Genomic DNA, 17664 nt, shown 5'->3' with positions numbered 1-17664 from the left:
GGTCTTCCCCCGGTCCACCGGGGACGGGCCGGTGGCCGGCCCACCCCTCATCGCGCGCAGATGGGAGGAGTCGACGGCGGCGCGGGAGAAGTCGAGCATGTCGGCCGCCCGCAGTTCGGCCAGCAGCAGCTCGTGCAGGTGCTGCCAGACTCCCGCCTCGTTCCAGTCCCGCAGCCGCCGCCAGCAGGTCATTCCCGAGCCGAAGCCCAGCTCCTGAGGCAGGAACCGCCACGGGATCCCGGTATAGAGCACGAACAGGATCCCGCACAGCACCCTGCGATCATCCAGGCGCTTTCGCCCCGGATGCCGGTACCGGCGCTCGACCACGGGCAGCAGCGGCTCGATCCGCTCCCACAGCCCGTCCTCGACCTCCCACGGCTTGCGCGCACTCTTCGTCTCGGCTACCTCACACCCCCATCCGGGCAGCATCAACGAGAACTGACACGCCGTCATTCCAGCCCCGGCTACAAACTCACTTTGTTACCAGTCCTTAGTGGCGTGTAAACCCTCAAGGGTCTGGCGCACGCTCGCGTCAAGTTGTTGCGCTGTCAGATCGATGTTCTGATGGAAACGCGAGGCTGCTTGGCGGCCCGGCAACCGTCGCCGCAGCGAAGCGATTTGCCAGCGGAGGTGTCAGACATGGCGCGCTCAATACGCTTCTTCCTCACCGGCAAGCAGGGCACCAGCAGAGCGAATCTCAACTGGGCTCCGATCAATCGGAAGTCTGCTGTGATTGTCACGGCGGCGGAGTTCCCGGGTTTCCCAGGCGGACTTGGCGGGCTGGACACTATTCGACCGAGTCTCGGAGCGGCCAGCATCTGGGTGTCGAACGTGGGCGTCCACGGGCCGGAAGGCGGCACGGGGGGTGTCGAGTTCCTTCTGCATGTCGATTGGGGCTCACCGCTGGACGTGATGGTCACCGTCTCGGTTCTCGAAGACATTGAGGAATACGATCGAGTCGGGTGAGTACCGCCTTACTGTCTGGCAAGTAGTCAGCGCGTGCTGCCCGCCCCGGCCTTGGTGGCGGGCAGGCCCTGCGTGGTGGGCCGGGCGTACCGGGCAGCAGCACGGGACGGCCGGGTGTCGCGCTGCCCGCCGGGGGCGTGCAGCTTGGTGGCCGCCAGGTTGTCCGCGAACAAGCTCATCGCCGTGGCGTCCCCGCGGTCTGGGGAGCAGCCGAGGCGGGCCACCACCTCGTCCTTGGGCTCCACCTTGATCTTGGGCGGTACGCCGGTGGTGATGTCCCACGTCGGCGTGGTCAGGTCGGCCACCAGCAGGTCGTCCGGCGGTAGCGCGAGCTCGGCGCCGAACGCCGGATCGAGCAGCTCCCGTAGCTTCCAGTACGCGGCAGAGCGGACGTTGACGAAACCCCACTCTCGGTCACGGGTGCGCAGCTTGGACTTGGCCGCCCCGGTGTAGGCGAGCACGGGCGCGCCCAGCTCTCGCAGCCGGTCCACCACGCCGCCGCCCACGCCGATGGAGTCCACGACGGCGGCGGCGCCTTCTTCTTCGCCCAGGGCGGCCTGGACGCGCGCCGTGGTGTGCATGGTGTCCTCACGGTCGTGGGTCTCCACCTCGGCGACGACCAGGCCGCGGCGGTGGCACAGCACGGTGGAGTCCCCACCAGAGCGGGCGACGTCCACGCCGAGCACGCGCCGGCCGGGCACGTCCGGGCGGCTGGCCTGGTCCCACACGTGCCACCGCTCGATGGCGGCCTCCACCCAGGCGAGGGAGATGACGCTGTCCTCATCCGAGGCGTGGAACTCCCCAAGGACGCGGTTGGCGTACATGGCGGAGTCCCGGCCCCACTGGCGGGCGCGCTGCTCGGCCCAGTCCAGGCAGACGCCGCCGATCTCGGGACCATCCCCGCGGGTGCGGGGAGCAGACTCCCGGACTCGCGGACTCCCGGAGTACCGGGGGACCATCCGGTGCGGGGAGCGGTTGCCGTGCCGACTCGCGGCGACGTCGGTGTCGGGACCATCCCCGCGGGTGCGGGGAGCAGTTCGCTGCGTCCGTGCTTTGCAGGTTGTACGCGGGACCATCCCCGCGGGTGCGGGGAGCAGTCCCACTTGGAGTTGGACATGCGGACGCCGTTGGGACCATCCCCGCGGGTGCGGGGAGCAGCGGTCGATCCGGGTGTCCGCGGTCTCGCCCGCGGGAACATCCCCGCGGGTGCCGGGAGCAGCTGATCCGCGTGTGGATGGAAGCGCACCGCGAGGGACCATCCCCGCGGGTTGCGGGGAGCAGTCTGGGTTCGGGATCGCCAGCCCCTCGAAGGTGGGACCATCCCCGCGGGTGCGGGGAGCAGTAGATACCGGCGCGGGCCGCGGTGCGGATCTGGGGACCATCCCCGCGGGTGCGAGGAGCAGGGCATCGCACAGAAGGCCGACGGCATCCCGTCGGGACCATCCCCGCGGGTGCGGGGAGCAGTCCTCATGGGCGAGGCGGCTGGCGAGCTTGGTGGGACCATCCCCGCGGGTGCGGGGAGCAGACGGTGGCGTCCGAAACGCCGGGCAGGTTGATGGGACCATCCCCGCGGGTGCGGGGAGCAGGCCCTGGAGCTGGCGTTCGAGATGGATGAGAAGGGACCATCCCCGAGGGTGCGGGGAGCAGACATCGTCGCAACGTACGGGAACATCGCCAACGGGACCATCCCCGCGGGTGCGGGTAGCAGTTGGTGACCGCGTTCACGGGGGTCCGGGCGAAGGGACCATCCCCGCGGGTGCGGGGAGCAGTTGAGCGCCACCTTCGGATCACCCTTCAGGTGGGGACCATCCCCGCGGGTGCGGGGAGCAGACCCAGTGGATCGGCCCGGTGGAGTCCGGGTGGGGACCATCCCCGCGGGTGCGGGGAGCAGCAGGGTCAGACGCCCTTGACCAGCGATGCGCTGGGACCATCCCCGCGGGTGCGGGGAGCAGCCGGCACGGATGAGGAGCGCACGGATCTCGTCGGGACCATCCCCGCGGGTGCGGGGAGCAGGAAGGGGCCGAGCACCCCGCGAACGGGGCCCTGGGACCATCCCCGCGGGTGCGGGGAGCAGCTCACCTTGACCTTGTCCCCGGCCCAGATCTTGGGACCATCCCCGCGGGTGCGGGGAGCAGGACGCCGCCTATGCCCGCGCCGGACGGTGAGAGGGACCATCCCCGCGGGTGCGGGGAGCAGTCAAGGGAGACGATGCGCTCCCTCAACTCCTCGGGACCATCCCCGCGGGTGCGGGGAGCAGGATCTGCTGTCTGTCCATTGCGCTGCTCTCCTGGGACCATCCCCGCGGGTGCGGGGAGCAGCTTCTCACCACCGCGAAGGAGACCCTTCGGGCGGGACCATCCCCGCGGGTGCGGGGAGCAGGCCAGGAGGGCGCCGAACAGCAGGGACCACGGGGGACCATCCCCGCGGGTGCGGGGAGCAGACCTCGGAGAAGGGCCGCAAGGTCAAGTCTGCGGGACCATCCCCGCGGGTGCGGGGAGCAGTCCGCCGAATCGCGCGGGTTGAACTGGCGGACGGGACCATCCCCGCGGGTGCGGGGAGCAGCTGAACGAGCGGTTCATGGGCTGGCCGGTGATGGGACCATCCCCGCGGGTGCGGGGAGCAGCCGTAAACCAGACCGGTCCCAACGGCCGGCTGCGGACCATCCCCGCGGGTGCGGGGAGCAGGCGAGCGCGTCGATGGTGCTGGTTCTGCTCGCGGGACCATCCCCGCGGGTGCGGGGAGCAGTCGATCTCCGGGACTCGCGCCTACGCAAAGTCGGGACCATCCCCGCGGGTGCGGGGAGCAGTACTCCCACCTCGGAAGCCGGGGCATCACCCCGGGACCATCCCCGCGGGTGCGGGGAGCAGTACAGGCCGGTAACGGTGACCGAGGTCGCCGTGGGACCATCCCCGCGGGTGCGGGGAGCAGTCGTCCCGGCCGCACAGCCGCACCGGTCCCTCGGGACCATCCCCGCGGGTGCGGGGAGCAGCAGCGGCGTCGAGTACTGGCGCCACCACTGGCGGGACCATCCCCGCGGGTGCGGGGAGCAGATCGCCGATCCGATCGACAGAGCCTTATCGAGGGGACCATCCCCGCGGGTGCGGGGAGCAGTCGGGGGTGGAGCTGCTCGGCCGGTACCTGTCGGGACCATCCCCGCGGGTGCGGGGAGCAGACGATCGGCGCCAACTCCACCACGACGGTGCAGGGACCATCCCCGCGGGTGCGGGGAGCAGAACTCGTGACGCCGCCAGCCGCACACCGGTCGGGGACCATCCCCGCGGGTGCGGGGAGCAGAACAAGCAGGCCGCGCCGTCGATCCTCGTTCCGGGACCATCCCCGCGGGTGCGGGGAGCAGGGGTTCTGCCACCAGCCGAGAGTCTCCATCGCGGGACCATCCCCGCGGGTGCGGGGAGCAGGGTCGTGTTGATCTGCCGGAACAGGCCGGGCAGGGACCATCCCCGCGGGTGCGGGGAGCAGCCGGACGGGATGACCCATGTAGACCTGCACGGGGGACCATCCCCGCGGGTGCGGGGAGCAGGCCCTCGCCCAGCGGGTGGCGACCTTGGAGACGGGACCATCCCCGCGGGTGCGGGGAGCAGTCGCGGCCCTCTGGTCACCGAGCGGCAGTTGGGGGACCATCCCCGCGGGTGCGGGGAGCAGAGTTGCTCGTCGGTGCCGCGGTCGAAGAGGTCGGGACCATCCCCGCGGGTGCGGGGAGCAGGTGACCGACGCTCTCGACAGCCCCGCGATCCGGGGACCATCCCCGCGGGTGCGGGGAGCAGGTGCGCCGTTTCTACGTGATCGCGGAGGTCACGGGACCATCCCCGCGGGTGCGGGGAGCAGTGCGAGTTGGCCTGCCCGCCCCGCAGTGCAGAGGGACCATCCCCGCGGGTGCGGGGAGCAGGTTATGCGCCTAGTGTGCCTGTTCCGCTGTCAGGGACCATCCCCGCGGGTGCGGGGAGCAGGGGGTCGGGGCGGGCGGCACGTTGACGAACGGGGGACCATCCCCGCGGGTGCGGGGAGCAGGTGTCCGCCATGTCCGGCGTGTCGATCTCCTGGGGACCATCCCCGCGGGTGCGGGGAGCAGGCGGGGGGGCATGTTGAGGAGGACGCGCATGCGGGACCATCCCCGCGGGTGCGGGGAGCAGTCGTCGTTCGGTTGGCATTCGGTGCATGGTGCGGGACCATCCCCGCGGGTGCGGGGAGCAGTGGGTGAGGACCAGGACCTCACCGGTGGTGACGGGACCATCCCCGCGGGTGCGGGGAGCAGTCGTCAGCCGGGTGCATGGTGGGTCCCCCAGTCGGGACCATCCCCGCGGGTGCGGGGAGCAGACTCGGTGACCTGCGGGTTTATGACCGAGAGCCTCGGGGATTTAGCACTTTCACGGAATCCGGCATACATCGTGAATCAGGGCGCATCGAGTGTCCGGTCGGTCAGCGGTTGCCGAACCGGCGGCGTTTGGCCGCTTTGCTCCAGCCCTGGCGGGGCGGGGTTGTCGGGGAGGGGGCGGAGGCGTGTTCACTGGTGCGGCGGATGAGGGTGAGGCCCTCGTGGTCGATGGGGCGCCAGGCGTGCTCGTGGGTGCGGAAGGTGAAGCCTTGCTCGTTGTTGGTGGTGTGGGCGAGCAGGGCGCGGCCCTGACCGGAGTACTGGCGGACCTCGTGCCACAGTGCGTCGCGGACGCGGGCGGTGGGGTTGCCGATGAAGACGCCGGGTGAGATTTCGAGCAGCCAGCGGGTGAGGAAGCCGCGCAGGCCGGCGGGACAGTTGGTGAGCACGATGACCGTCACCAGCAGCTCTCTAGGTCGTAGTTGATGCCTGCGGCGACCTGGAGGTCCTGGTCGGATTGGAGGGTTACCTCGTCGATGTCATCGAAGGCGGCGGTTGATGCGTGGTCGGGCAGGAGCAGGTGGTGGATGTCGGCGACGACGCGGTCCAGCAGCCGTAGTTCGTGGATGCGGTCGCGTAGCGCGTGGCGGGTGCGTGCGCCGATGTCTTCGGGTGAGGCGGCCGCGGCGTCGAAGGCGATGGGGATGCCGACTTCGGTCTTGTACAGGTCGGCGATGTCCAGTACGAAGGAGAGTTCGTGCCCGGAGTGGACGAATCCGAGGGCGGGCGAGCAGCCCAGTGCGGCGACGACGGCGTGGGCGACGCCGTACATCGCCTGGGCGGCGGCGGTGATGGCCTGGTTGACCGGGTCGCCGGAGGCGAAGTCGCCGGGGGTGTAGCGGCGGCCGTGCCAGGGGACGCCGGTGCGTTGGGCCTGGGCGCGGTAGCAGTCCTTGACGCGGCGACCCTCGCGGCCGAGTAGTTCCTGGCGGGTGCAGCCGGCTGGGTCCTCGTCGGGGAAGCGCAGACGGTACATCGCGCGGGCGATGTCCAGGCGGGTGCGGCGGTTGGCCCAGCAGGAGGCCTGCGCTTGGGCGAGGGCGGCAGAGCGGGACAGTGCCCGCCCGGCCGCGTAGTAGCGCACGCCGTGTTCGCCGACCCAGACCACGCCGGCCCCGGTCTCGCCGAGCACGCTCATCGCCTGGTGGGTGATGCGGGTGCCGGGGCCGAGTAGCAGGGTGCCGATGGTCGCGGAGGGGATGTGGGTGGTGCCTTCGGCGTCCTCGGCGGTGATCGCGTTGGCGTCGCGGTGGATGGTGCAGCGCTCCAGGTAGATGAAGCTGGCCCGGTCGGCGGCCCGGGTCAGTTCGCGTGGGCTGCTCGCGGGTCTGCGGCCGACGGTCGTCACCGGCTCACCCCACCGGGGCGAGCGTCATCAGCCCGCAGCCGTAGGCCTTGGCCTTGCCCAGGCCGCTCGTCAGGACGTGGCGCAGTGCGTCGGGGTCGGTGACCTGCAGCCGTCCGTCGTAGGTGACGGTGGTGAGGGTGACGCGGCCGGGTGCGCTGCGCTTGCCGAAGTTGAGGCTGCGCTGGTCGCGGACGGTGATCTGGTGCTCGTTGCCGTGCTCGGTGATCCGCCTGTTGTCAGGGTTGGACAGGACGCGGAAGCCAGCGGGGTCTTGGCGGGCGAGCAGCCACTGCAGCTGGTGTCGGGGGGTGAGGTGTGCGGTGCGCTTGGTGGGCTGGCCGTCGTGGGTACGGGCGTGGTGGACGGGGTTGGCGGTGAGGCGGAAGTTCCAGTCGGTGCCTTTTTCCAGCCGTTCCAGGAAGGGCGTGTAGGCGTAGGTCTCCCAGCCGGGGGTGCCGGAGGCGGCTGCGGCGGGCCAGCCTGCCTGCTCGACCAGGTGGGTCAGATCGGGCCGGTCGGGGCTGACCACGAAGAGCAGTACTTCGGCGGTGGCGTTGCGGTCGGTGCGCCAGAGCACCCTCGGTGTCTGCTCGGCGGTGGGCAGGACCTGGGGGAAGGAAGCCATGACGGCGGCGTGCATGGTCTGCGGTGCGGACAGCAGGCGGCGGGCGTCCGTGCGCGCGGTGTTGACTCGGAATCGGGTGAGGAACATCAGACGCCTTCCAGGTGTCCGGTGGGGTCGTGCGCCGGGACGGCCTGGCGCGGGCGGGCGTGGGGGTTGGCGACCAGCACCGTGCGACTGTGGACGGTGCGTAGCGCGTAGCGGCGATGTCGGGGGTCGAAGCTGAGCGGCTGGTCACGCAGCGCGTCTCCGAGCGATTCCGCAGCGCCATCTGCCGCGCGGGCCTCGAGCAGCACGGTCAGCTCGACACGCTCTCGGTGGCTGCGCCTCTTTTGGTACCAGTCGGCAGCGCGCCACGGCTCGTCGGCGAACACCTGCTCCAGGCTGGCCTCGCCGTAGTGGACAGCCGGGTCGAGCGGAATCGCGGGCGGACAGGAGCGCCGGCCCAGGTACGGCAGATACGCCGGCGCACGCAGGGCGGTGGCGAGCCGGTCGACCAGCGCGTCGCCGCCCTCGACGGCGGCGACGAATACGGCGTCGGCCAGGTAGAACCGCTCCGACAGCGGCATGGCTTCGCCGGTGTCGAGGTGGTGCGCGGTCTGGAAGTCGCGGATGCGGGTGCCGGGCTGGTCGATGCGTACGCCGAAGCGCAGCGCGGCAAGCTCGGTGAGTTGCTGGTCGGCGTCGCGATCCAGTCCCAGCGCGGCGGCGAGCAGGCCGACCACGCCGCTCTTGGTGGGCGCGTTCTCCGTGCCGCGGCGGGCGAAGCGGGCCGAGGCCCCCCACGACTGCAGGGGGCCGGCCAGTTGCAGAGTCAGGACGCTCATCCGCGCTGCTCCAGGCGGTCGGCCACGGCTTGGCCGACCGCGGAGACCAGAGCGGACAAGCTGGGAGCCTCGCTGCCCAGAGAGGTGAGCTTGGCAGTGGCCGGGCCGACGCGCAGCACCCAGGTGGCGCAGTGGTCCTCACCGTAGGCGCGCTCCAGCTCGGGGACGTAGTCGGCCAGGCGGGCGCATGCGGCCTCCATGTGGCCGCCGAACTCGTCTGCGACGACGGGTTTTTCGAATGCGGAGACGAAGCTGACGGGGCGTGTGGTGCGCAGCTTGACCACGACCGCGTCGGGGAGGGTGTGGTTACCGAAGGTGTTGATCTTTCCGGTGGGCAGGGAGGAGACGAAGCCGTCCAGGAACGCCTGGACGGCGCGGCGCACCGGGGTGGTCGGCTCGTCCTTGTCCATGCCCTGGCCGAGGTTGCGGGCCAGCAGGTTCACGTCGACGGCGGCGTAGCGGTAGAGCGTGGCGGAGTTGAAGTCGACGATGCCGATCATGCCCGCGCCCGGCTCGGAGTCCAGGTTGCGGTCGTCGACGGCGGTGAAGTAGTCCGACTCGGTCTCGGCGCGGTGGACGCTGAGGGCGTGGGCGACCTGCGCGGCGGCGTCGACGCCCAGGTCGGTGGAGTCGGCGACCATGCGGCCGAACAGGGCGATGTCCACCGAGTGCCGGCTGTCGGCGATTTTCCTGGCGCGGGCTTTGGCGTCCTTGTCCTTGAGGAACGCCTTGATGTCATCGGCGCCCTCGATGGCGAGGGCGGCCAGCAGGTCCAGCTGGCGGGAGCTGAGGAACATCAGGTACGAGGACTCGGGCGCGGGGGCGGGCTCGCCGTTCTTCTTCGCGGCGTCGACCTTCCGCTTGGGCGGCTCGATCTTCGAGCCGGTGGCGGTCTGCAGCACGTCGGCGGCCAGCGCCAGGGCCTGGGGTCCGTCCAGGCTCGGCTGCAGGACGGTGATGCGCTCGGCCAGCAGTTCGGCGACGCGCTTGGTGCGCACGCCCAGCTCGCCGGGGTCCAGCAACTGGGTGAAGTAGCGGCGAGTGGCCCGCTTCCAGGCTTGGCTGGAGACGCGGGCGCGGGTCACGCCCCCGTAGAGGGCAGTCTTGGGGGCGCCGGTGTCGTCGCGGTTGAGGTTGCTCGGCGGGACGTTCTGCAGGGCGTGCACGTCGAGGATGAGGCGAGCGGTCACGAGGCGTCCTTCTGGTCGGTGACGGCAGCGCCGTCGCTGTTCTCGTCGGGGGTGGTGCGGTGGGCGTGGAAGGCGCGACCCCATGAGCGGCGTACGCGGTCCGGTCCGCCGGGCTGCTGCCAGCGGTAGAGCTGCTCGGCGAGCAGGGCGTAGTCCAGGGCGATGTCCTTGCCCCGTAGCAGCAGGACGATCTCGCGCAGCCGGACCGCGAGGACGGGCAGGGTTGCCGAGGTACCGGCGCGCACGAACCGCTTGCGGACCGGCTCGTCGATCTCGCCGGGCGGCATCAGCCGGCGTACGGCCGCGCCGAGTTCGGTACCAGGCCGGTGCATGCCGCTGCTGCGGGACTGCTGGTGCAGCGACCACAGCGTCATGGCCGTGTAGACGGCCGTCTCGGCCGCGTCCATGCGCAGCCGCGGGTCGTCGTACAGGGGCTCGAGATCGATCAGGCCCCACAGGTCCGGTACGGCGGCCGCGTCCCGGCCCGCGCCGCGGCGAAGCCGGGCCAGTGCGGCGACGGCCTCGGGCCGGTCGGCGAGGTAGCCGCGCTGCAGCCGGGCGATCTCACGCCCGACCAGCGCGCGGACGGTGCCCTCCTGGGCGCCCGGGGCATCAAGGGCTGGGGCTTTGGGAGTCGGAGCTTCGGGCGCGGCAGTCATGCGGGCACCTTCCGGGAGTCGTCGTCGGCGGGCGCGTCCTGCGCACCGATCTGATCGGAGGCGGTGGCCTGCGCCGGCACGGCAGCCGTGGCGTCGGCCCGGACGAGCGGGAGGGCCTTGCGCAGCCGGGAACGGAACCACAGGTCGGCCGAGGCCGCGTTCAGCCACGTCTGGCCATTGGCCTGGGAGACGACCCGGCCCCGCCAGGCGGCCTCGCCGGAGGCCTCGACCAACTCGTCGCCGAGCCGCCCGATCAGGTGGTGCGCGGTGCGCTGCCAGGCGGCGCGCATCTGCCGCGGGTCGTCGCTCTCACCGAGCCGGGCAAGCCAGAGCCGGTAAGGGCCGTCCAGGACGCCGAAACCCGCGTCGCGCGCGGCGCCGCGGCCGGCCTCGGACTCGCTGCCGGCCGCCCGGGCCAGGTCGGTGGCCAGGTCGCCGAGCGCCCGCACGGCCAGGTCGGCGTCGGCGACGGCGTCGACGGCCGTCTGGCCCAGCTCCCGGTCGGCCTCGTGGAGCAGCACCACGGCCAGGGCCACCGCGTCGCTGGTGACCTCGTCGATCACGGACTGCTGCGTGCCGTACAACGCACCGTAGGTGCGCAGCCGCACCAGCGTGCGCCGCGGCAGGATCCGCTCGCCGGTCAGCCGCGCCAGCCAGTCCACGACACCGGGCCGCAGCGACGACGCCGGCTCACCACCCCCTGCCGCGCCCTGATCGCGCGGCGCGATCAGAGCCTCCAGGCCGCGCCAGGCGGCGCGGGCCGGGTCGTGCTCGCGCGGCATGTACACCAGCGGCTTGCTCAGCTTCTTCTCCTGGGCCTGGCTGCGCCGCCAGGCAGACATCGGCTCGATGGTGTGGGCGTTCTGCGGGGCCAGCGGGTCGCCGTAGCTGAGGACGACGCCGTGCACGCCGTCCACGTCGGCGTGCAGCAGCAGTCGGCGCGACTGCCAGGTGTACAGGTCGCGCAGTCCGGCCGGGCGCGCGGCCAGGTCCGTGGCCGCGCCCGGACCAGCGGGCGGACGGCGCCAGGCGGGCAGGTCACCCGCTCGGACGGGCAGGTGGTCGGCAGCGACCAGGTTGAGCAGCAGCGTCTCACACAGCGTCGGCCCCTCGGCCAGCACGCCGCCGAGGTTGCCGGCCCAGGCCACCCCCTGCGGGTAGGCCTTGCCGTTCTTGGCCCGCGGGTCGCCCACAACGCCGGTCTTGATGCCCGAGGTGTCGTACGCGTGGGCGTGCACCACCCAGCGCGCGGCCTCGGCGAAACCGATCCGCCTCGCGCCGGGGAAGCGCGCGGTGAAGAACGGGGACCCGTTGGGCACGTCCGCGACGATCCGGTTGAGCGAGAACACCTCGTCGCCCGAGGTGCGCAGCCCGGGTGTCTGGAAGAAGGGCGTGCGCGCATGGAGCAGGTCGAATCGGTCGCGGTGTTCGTCAAGGTAGCCAGACACGGCAGCGAACGGGACGTCGTCCTCCCACAGCTCGGCCCACGCCTCTGTATCCGCCGGTCCGTCCAGGGCGTCGTGCGCGATTGCCAGGAGCAGCCGGGTCAGTGCGAAGTCCTGAGTGGGCAGGTCGCCCGCCAGCCTGCGGATCCGCCTGGCCTGCGCGAAGACCTGGCGCAGTGACAGCTCTGCCTCGCCGCCGTCCAGCAGCTGCACGGGTAGCCACAGGCAGTCCGTCAGGTCGAACGACAGCAGGCCGCCAGGATTTGCCGCATGATCACCGCTCACGGGACACCTCAAGTCCGTCGTCGGGGGTGTAGCTGAGCCGGAACCCTGCCACAGGGGTCTGACAACCGGGCTTGATCGGCAGGATCAGCTCGCCTGACAGCCAGATGCTTTCCTTCGCTTGCCAGTTCGGGATGCAGAACTGCTCGAGTTCGGCGATCACACGGTCGATCACGTATGGCTTCGCCATCCGCGCCGGTAGCCGCAGCGTGCACGCCGCTGCGGCCTTGGCCGCTTTTACGGCGGGGACGGTGTCGTTCGGCAGCGGCAGGCCGCCACGCCCCTCACCGGCCCAACTGACCGTCGCCAGCGACCCGTCGTCGAGCCGCTCGACGACGATGACCTCCACACTCTCCGGTGCATCGCGCACCTGCGCCCGCCCGGCGCGAGTGTCGTCCGCGTCCCCCGCGTTTCCGGCGAGCCAGCCCACCAGCGACCGCCCCGGCCGGGCCGCCGCGGCGATGCGGAACGTGTCCGCGGCCCTGGCCTTGGCCGCCTTGACGTCGTCGTTCTCGCGGCGTGCCTGCCCCATCACTTCGGCCCACGTGGCCGGCCCGGCCGGTCCGTCGCCGTAAGCGTGCTGCACCAGGGAGCTGATGTCCTGCGGCAGCTCCACCACCCGGTACCCGCCTTCCCGCGGCAGATCCAGCACCGCGAGCGAGCGCAGCAGCGCATACGGCCCGTAGACGGCCTGCGAACCTGCCACCGGCTCCGCAGGCTCGCCCTCCCAGCCGGTCACACCGGTGACCAGGCACAGCGGCTCGCGCAGCCGCTTGGGACGACCCTCACGCGCGTGACGGTGCAGCCGGCCCACGCGCTGCAGCAGCAGGTCCACCGGGGCCAGGTCGGTGACCAGCAGGTCGAAGTCGACGTCCAGCGACTGCTCTGCGACCTGGCTCGCCACCACGACGTGCCGGCGCGGGCGGCACTCGCCGCTCGTCTCCGGCGGACCGAACAGCTTCAGCAGCGCCTTGTCCTTGGCGGCCCGGTCGACGTCGACGAACCGGGCGTGCGCCGCGGTCACCTCGCCCGTGCCGAACCGCTCACGCAGCGCCTTCGCGGTCTCCAGCACCCGGTCCACGGTGTTGCGCACCACCAGCGCGCAGCCGCCATCAGCGAGCTCGCGCTCCAACCGGTCGCCCAGCACCGCAAGGTCGTCCGCCAGCGCCCCCACCCGCACCCGGCCACCGCGGCCGGACGCCTCGGCTTGCTCCAGCAGCGGCGCGTGCCCCGGGGCGACGGCGGTCAGCAGCGGATAGCCGTCCGCCACACCCAATGCAGCGAAATTCTCGTCCCGGCCGCTCGCACCCGCATACGCCTGCGCCAGCTCCTGCCGCCGGGCCGCCGGCAGCGTCGCTGACAACACCACCACCGGCACCCGGTACGCGCCCAGCCACGCCAGCACCCGGTCCAAGTAGCAGTTCATGTAAGTGTCGTAGGCGTGTGCCTCGTCGATCACGACGACCTTGCCCGCCAGCGCCAAGTGCCTCAGCGCCAGGTGCCGGCTCTTCAGGCCCGCGAACAGCAGCTGGTCGACTGTCCCGGCCACGAACGAAGACAGCATGCTCTTCTTCCGGCCGCCCAGCCACTGGTGCGCCACCAACTCGGCCGGCGCGGCCCGCTCCTCGCCACCCGGCCGGGGCGGCTCCTCGGTGCCGTCCGGATCCACCGCCGCGATCCACTGCCACGAGGCCGACTTCAACTGGGTGAAGTCCTCGTTCAGCGCCGCCTTCGAGTGCGCCAGCATCACTGACAGGCGCTGACCCTCCTGCGCGGGGAGCCGGTCCAGCCACGCCAGCAGGCGTGGGAACATCGCATTGCTGGTCGCCATCGTCGGCAGCGCGAAGAACACCCCACCCGCGCCGCTGCGCGCGGCCAGTACCTCGGTCGCCGCCAGCGCGGCCTCCGTCTTGCCCTCTCCCATCGGCGCCTCGATGATCAGCAGCCCCGGCTCGGGCATCTCCCACGCCATGCGCACGGCTGCCTCCTGCACCGGGCGCAGCCCTGCGCCGGCCGGAAGGGAGAAGCGGGCCGCGAACAGCTCCGCCACACTGCCCTCAAACGGCTGCGGCCGCCATGGCTCGGGCAGGTCCAACCCGGCCCAGGCCGCCGCCACCCGGTCCGCGTCCAAAGCCGCCCGCCCCAGCCCCGCATAGGGGAACAGATCAGAGTTGCTCGCTATCCAGTCCGCGACGATCACCAACGCCGACAACAGCACCTGCACCGTCTGCGGCAGCTTCACCCGCTGCCACGCCCCCAACCGCGCCCGCACGCCGAACTCATCCGCGCACGCCTCCAGCAGTTCCTCCTGCACCCGCCGCCACACCTGCCAACTCCGGCCAGGCGTACGCAGCAGCGCCGGGTGCGCATCCAGGTCGCCGACCTGCGCGTGGTCCGGCGGCACGCCGTGGTGCCCGCCGACCACCACCGCGAACTGAGCGGTGGCCCGGCCCGGCCAGCCGCACCGCTCCTCCAGCCACTCCTGCAATAGCAACTGCCCGGCCAGCCCATGCGGCGCCATCCGCCGGTCCCGCCCCATCTCCCGCCTGTACGGCATCTCCAGACCCGCGAAGCGCATCCGGTCCGCCAACGCATCCACCTGGCACGCGAAGGCCGGAGTAGCTTTCCCGATGTCGTGCACGCCCGCCAGCCATGTCACCAGTAGCCGCGCGTCTTTCTCCCCGTCGGGCAGCACCTCAGAAACTCGCCGCCGCACTCCCTCAGGAAGCCACCGGTCCCACAGAAGCCCGGTCACCGCGGCACTGTCTTCCATGTGCCGCCACAACGGCAGCCAGCCATCGCTCTTCCGATCGTGCTTCGCCCACACTTGTCGAGCCGGATCAGACAACCGACCGTGCAGCCCCGAACGGACCTCCCCCGCACACTCCATGACAGATGAATACACGCAGAAACCCCAGCTCGCGCCACTTTCAGGGAAATCAGTTCGATGTTCCTCAAGCCACCCTGCCGTAACCCAAAAGCGCCTAAGACGCACTGTTACGGATCACGCAAGGGCAACACCAGGTGACACCGCAACTACCCACATATCATTGAGGAGTTCAGACTCCGCACGGCAGAGCGCCGCAAGGACAGAGCTACGGTCGGCCTGCCTCCGACGCCGGTGGAGACGATCGCTCGGCTCCGCCGCGAAAAGGACGACGCCCGCCGGACCATCGCGGTGTACGCCGAGAGGATCAGGCAGCTCACCCTGGAGAACGAGCGGCTGCTGTCCCCGAGTGCAGAACCTTGAGGGGGTTACGGACCTCACCCGTCGCCGCACCACGAGCACCTGACCTCAGGTCAGGACCGGCACCGCACCCTGAGCCCTGGCCAGTTTCCGCAACCTGGCGATCAGCACGTTCCGCCTGGCCGGACGAACCAACATCGCCCACGCCCGCCGCGATCTCCTCAACCACAACGATGCCTTCGCCGTCTACGGCATCTGATCAATTACCACGAAGTCGGACAACGAGACAACGCCGGGGCCGTGGCCCAATCCCGGCTTAGGTGAACTTGGACGGCGGCAGGCCCTGGGTCGTCGGGCGGCCATAGCGAGCAGCGGCGCGGGACGGCCGACTGTCGCGCTGTCCGCCGGGGGCGTGCAGCTTGGTGGCCGCCAGGTTGTCCGCGAACAGGCTCATGGCCACGGAGTCCCCCCGGTCCGGCGACCGCCCGAGGCGCGCCATCACGTCGTCCTTCGGCTCCACCTTGATCTTGGGCGGCACGCCAGTGGTGATGTCCCACGTGGGCGTGGTCAGATCGGCCACCAGTAGGTCGTCCGGCGGGAGCGCGAGCTCGGCGCCGAACGCCGGATCGAGCAGCTCCCGCAGCTTCCAGTACGCGGCAGAGCGGACGTTGACGAAACCCCACTCCCGGTCACGGGTGCGCAGCTTGGTGCCAGCCGCTCCGGTGTAGGCGAGCACGGGCGCCCCGAGTTCTCGCAACCGGTCCACCACGCCGCCGCCGACGCCGATGGAGTCCACCACGGCGGCGGCGCCGTCCTCCTCGCCCAGGGCGGCCTGGACGCGCGCCGTGGTGTGCATCGTGTCTTCGCGGTCGTGGCTCTCCAGCCAGGCGACGAGCAGGCCGCGGCGGTGGCAGAGCACGGTGGAGTCGCCACCGGAGCGGGCAACGTCCACGCCGAGAACCCGCCGACCGGGCACGTCCGGGCGGTCGGCCTGGTCCCACACGTGCCACCGCTCGATGGCGGCCTCCACCCAGGCGAGGGGGATGACGCTGTCCTCATCCGAGGCGTGGAACTCCCCCAGGACGCGGTTGGCGTACATCGCGCTGTCCCGGCCCCACTGCTTGGCGCGCTGCTCGGCCCACTGGCGCGAGATGCGACCAGCAGCGATGGCCTCCTCCAGCGTCACGTGCCGGACGTGCCAGTCCTCCAGACCCGGGGCGCGCTTGTGGATCTCGTAGAACCGGCCGGCGGGCGGCCCAGGCGTGGAGATGGCGAACGCGAACGCCTCGGGCAGCTCCCCGGGCGGGCCGTCCGTGCGGCCGCCCGAGAAAGCGCCCTCGATGGCGTCCCACGTACCATCGGGGACGATCTTGGCCTCATCAATGAGGTACAGCAGGGAGTCCGCGTGCGCGCCCTCGATCAGCTCCGGCTTGTTGGACGCCACCGGGGTGGCCGCGCCGTTGACCAGCTTCAGGTTGAGCGCCAGCAACTCGGTGCGCTCCGAGAACGGGGGTCGGCCGAGCACGTCCCACCGGATGCGCTTGGCCCACTTCCTGACCTCGGGAACGAGGAAAACTGAGAGATGCCTCCAGGCGCTGGCGGTCATGATGACCTTCCAGTCGATGCCGGCGGCCTCCCGGGTGGTGGCGAACCACAGGACGGTGATGGCGGCCTGGGCGGTCTTGCCGAGGCCGTGTGGCCCTCGGACAGCCACGCGGCGGTGGACGGGGAGCGCGCCCAGGATGTCCGTCTGGTAGGGGGTCAGGCCCTCCCCCTCGCCCCAGGCGATGCAGTCCCGGGCCCACCCGACGGGGTCGTACATGTACCGCGCGGCGCGGCGCGCGCGCTTACTGGTGTGCTGGACCCGGACGCGGTCCCGCAGCGCGCGGAGGGCCTTGGTGTCCCCCGCGCGTACGAGAGCGGCGACCTGCGCCTCAATCTCGGCCAGTGTCGACACGCGCCGCCCCCTTCCTCAGCCATCCCCAGTTCTCGCCCCGAATGATGGCCCGGATCGTCGTCACGCCCACGCCGAACTCGTCGGCAAGGGCACGGCTGTTGCCGCGGTTGTACGGACCGGTACCGGGCACGTGACGGCGCCGGATCTCCGCCACCTGCGCCTCCGTCAGGATGTGCCTGCCGTGCCCCTCGCCGCGCGCCTGCCGCTCCGCGTCCAGCCGGTCCTGGGTGTTCTGGTCGTTGTCGCCCAGGTACAGGTGGCGGATGGAGATGCAGCCGTGGGAGCCGTCGCCTCCGTTGCAGATGTGGAGCGCGTGCTGGTCGCCGGGGTCGCCGTGGGCGACGGTCCACACGGCCCGGGCGGCGGTCATTTGCTCGCCGTCCAGCTTCACGATGGGCCGCTGATTCCAGCCGGGCGGGATGATGCACTCCTCGCCCGTAGCCACCGCGGCGGCGCGCACCAGGGCGAGCAGGGCGCCCGGGCTGCTCCTGCGGGGCGCCGGGATGCCGTTGTTGCGGGCTGCCGACTTGCGGTGCGTTTCGCACCAGCCGGTGCGCTTGACCGCCACGGCGCGCCCGCACCGTACGCCGTCCTCCTCGACGGGGCAGGAGTCGGCGACGGGGCGCAGCGCCTGGCGCTCGGCGGGGTCGGTGCCAACGCGCTGCCAGTGGTTCAGGCAGGTGTTGCACCAGTAGCCGTCACCGAGGCGGGCGCGGTGGGGGGCGGGGGACTTGCCGCAGCGCGGCGTCACACAGGTACGGTCGGGCACGTCGGACCTCTCGTCATCACAG

At 71.5% G+C, this 17664-nt stretch carries 14 protein-coding genes and 1 CRISPR repeat array; of the genes, 2 read left to right on the top strand and 12 right to left on the bottom strand.

The genetic code is table 11. From position 1 onward, the window contains the following. The coding region (locus ABTY98_RS05505; RefSeq protein ID WP_352219566.1) for a transposase at positions 1-429 on the bottom strand (429 nt) is incomplete at its 3' end. Between the two features lie 210 nt (positions 430-639). Here ABTY98_RS05505 and ABTY98_RS05500 point away from each other — a divergent pair. Continuing rightward, complete coding sequence (locus ABTY98_RS05500) at positions 640-966, top strand: hypothetical protein (protein WP_352219553.1); 327 nt, start codon at positions 640-642, stop codon at positions 964-966. Between the two features lie 26 nt (positions 967-992). Here the strand turns inward: ABTY98_RS05500 and ABTY98_RS05495 are convergent, their stop codons facing one another. The 9 genes from ABTY98_RS05495 to cas3 all read right to left on the bottom strand — a co-directional run bounded on the left by ABTY98_RS05495 (position 993) and on the right by cas3 (position 14502). Next, on the bottom strand, positions 993-1925 hold the full coding sequence (locus tag ABTY98_RS05495) for a hypothetical protein (RefSeq protein WP_352219552.1): 933 nt from the start codon (positions 1923-1925) through the stop codon (positions 993-995). A gap of 353 nt (positions 1926-2278) precedes the next feature. Beyond that, positions 2279-5298: a CRISPR direct-repeat array (repeat unit 29 nt; unit sequence GGGACCATCCCCGCGGGTGCGGGGAGCAG). 102 nt (positions 5299-5400) lie between these two features. Continuing rightward, complete coding sequence (gene cas2e, locus ABTY98_RS05490; RefSeq protein WP_352219551.1) at positions 5401-5757, bottom strand: type I-E CRISPR-associated endoribonuclease Cas2e; 357 nt, start codon at positions 5755-5757, stop codon at positions 5401-5403. Beyond that, on the bottom strand, positions 5754-6704 hold the full coding sequence (gene cas1e, locus ABTY98_RS05485; RefSeq protein WP_352219550.1) for a type I-E CRISPR-associated endonuclease Cas1e: 951 nt from the start codon (positions 6702-6704) through the stop codon (positions 5754-5756). Before cas1e ends, cas2e begins: the two co-directional genes overlap by 4 nt. 4 nt (positions 6705-6708) lie before the next feature. Beyond that, a complete protein-coding gene (cas6e, locus tag ABTY98_RS05480) occupies positions 6709-7416 on the bottom strand; it encodes a type I-E CRISPR-associated protein Cas6/Cse3/CasE (RefSeq protein ID WP_352219549.1) in 708 nt (235 codons plus the stop codon). Beyond that, the gene (gene cas5e / locus ABTY98_RS05475) at positions 7416-8153 is read right to left on the bottom strand and encodes a type I-E CRISPR-associated protein Cas5/CasD (protein ID WP_352219548.1); all 738 of its coding nucleotides are present in this window, start codon (positions 8151-8153) and stop codon (positions 7416-7418) included. The genes cas6e and cas5e overlap by 1 nt, the downstream gene beginning before the upstream one ends. Beyond that, positions 8150-9343 carry a type I-E CRISPR-associated protein Cas7/Cse4/CasC gene (gene cas7e / locus ABTY98_RS05470; protein WP_352219547.1) on the bottom strand — a complete coding sequence of 398 codons (1194 nt, stop codon included), beginning with the start codon at positions 9341-9343 and terminating at the stop codon, positions 8150-8152. Before cas7e ends, cas5e begins: the two co-directional genes overlap by 4 nt. Next, positions 9340-10002: a type I-E CRISPR-associated protein Cse2/CasB gene (gene casB / locus ABTY98_RS05465; RefSeq protein WP_352219546.1), complete on the bottom strand. Its 663-nt coding sequence runs from the start codon at positions 10000-10002 to the stop codon at positions 9340-9342. Before casB ends, cas7e begins: the two co-directional genes overlap by 4 nt. After that, the gene (gene casA, locus ABTY98_RS05460; protein ID WP_352219545.1) at positions 9999-11732 is read right to left on the bottom strand and encodes a type I-E CRISPR-associated protein Cse1/CasA; all 1734 of its coding nucleotides are present in this window, start codon (positions 11730-11732) and stop codon (positions 9999-10001) included. Before casA ends, casB begins: the two co-directional genes overlap by 4 nt. Further along, on the bottom strand, positions 11722-14502 hold the full coding sequence (cas3, locus tag ABTY98_RS05455) for a CRISPR-associated helicase Cas3' (RefSeq protein ID WP_352219544.1): 2781 nt from the start codon (positions 14500-14502) through the stop codon (positions 11722-11724). Before cas3 ends, casA begins: the two co-directional genes overlap by 11 nt. Before the next feature lie 348 nt (positions 14503-14850). Here cas3 and ABTY98_RS05450 point away from each other — a divergent pair, with 348 nt between their 5' ends. Next, on the top strand, positions 14851-14979 hold the full coding sequence (locus ABTY98_RS05450; RefSeq protein ID WP_352219543.1) for a hypothetical protein: 129 nt from the start codon (positions 14851-14853) through the stop codon (positions 14977-14979). A gap of 253 nt (positions 14980-15232) precedes the next feature. Here the strand turns inward: ABTY98_RS05450 and ABTY98_RS05445 are convergent, their stop codons facing one another. Together ABTY98_RS05445 and ABTY98_RS05440 are read right to left on the bottom strand one after the other, a co-directional pair. Next, complete coding sequence (locus ABTY98_RS05445) at positions 15233-16873, bottom strand: hypothetical protein (protein WP_352219542.1); 1641 nt, start codon at positions 16871-16873, stop codon at positions 15233-15235. Continuing rightward, positions 16851-17642 carry a hypothetical protein gene (locus ABTY98_RS05440; protein ID WP_352219541.1) on the bottom strand — a complete coding sequence of 264 codons (792 nt, stop codon included), beginning with the start codon at positions 17640-17642 and terminating at the stop codon, positions 16851-16853. The genes ABTY98_RS05445 and ABTY98_RS05440 overlap by 23 nt, the downstream gene beginning before the upstream one ends. Between the last annotated feature and the right edge of the window lie 22 nt (positions 17643-17664).

The sequence above is a fragment of the Streptomyces sp. NPDC096040 genome, assembly GCF_040303265.1.
Taxonomy (GTDB): domain Bacteria; phylum Actinomycetota; class Actinomycetes; order Streptomycetales; family Streptomycetaceae; genus Streptomyces.
The sequence above is the reverse complement of the archived record's forward strand: the minus strand, read 5'-3'. Positions and strand labels throughout refer to the sequence as shown.

Coding starts and splice junctions, on each gene's coding strand:
- ABTY98_RS05495 (WP_352219552.1), bottom strand. CDS start 1,925: ATGGTCCCCCGGTACTCCGGGAGTCCGCGAGTCCGGGAGTCTGCTCCC.
- cas3 (WP_352219544.1), bottom strand. CDS start 14,502: ATGGAAGACAGTGCCGCGGTGACCGGGCTTCTGTGGGACCGGTGGCTT.
- cas6e (WP_352219549.1), bottom strand. CDS start 7,416: ATGTTCCTCACCCGATTCCGAGTCAACACCGCGCGCACGGACGCCCGC.
- casB (WP_352219546.1), bottom strand. CDS start 10,002: ATGACTGCCGCGCCCGAAGCTCCGACTCCCAAAGCCCCAGCCCTTGAT.
- cas5e (WP_352219548.1), bottom strand. CDS start 8,153: ATGAGCGTCCTGACTCTGCAACTGGCCGGCCCCCTGCAGTCGTGGGGG.
- ABTY98_RS05500 (WP_352219553.1), top strand. CDS start 640: ATGGCGCGCTCAATACGCTTCTTCCTCACCGGCAAGCAGGGCACCAGC.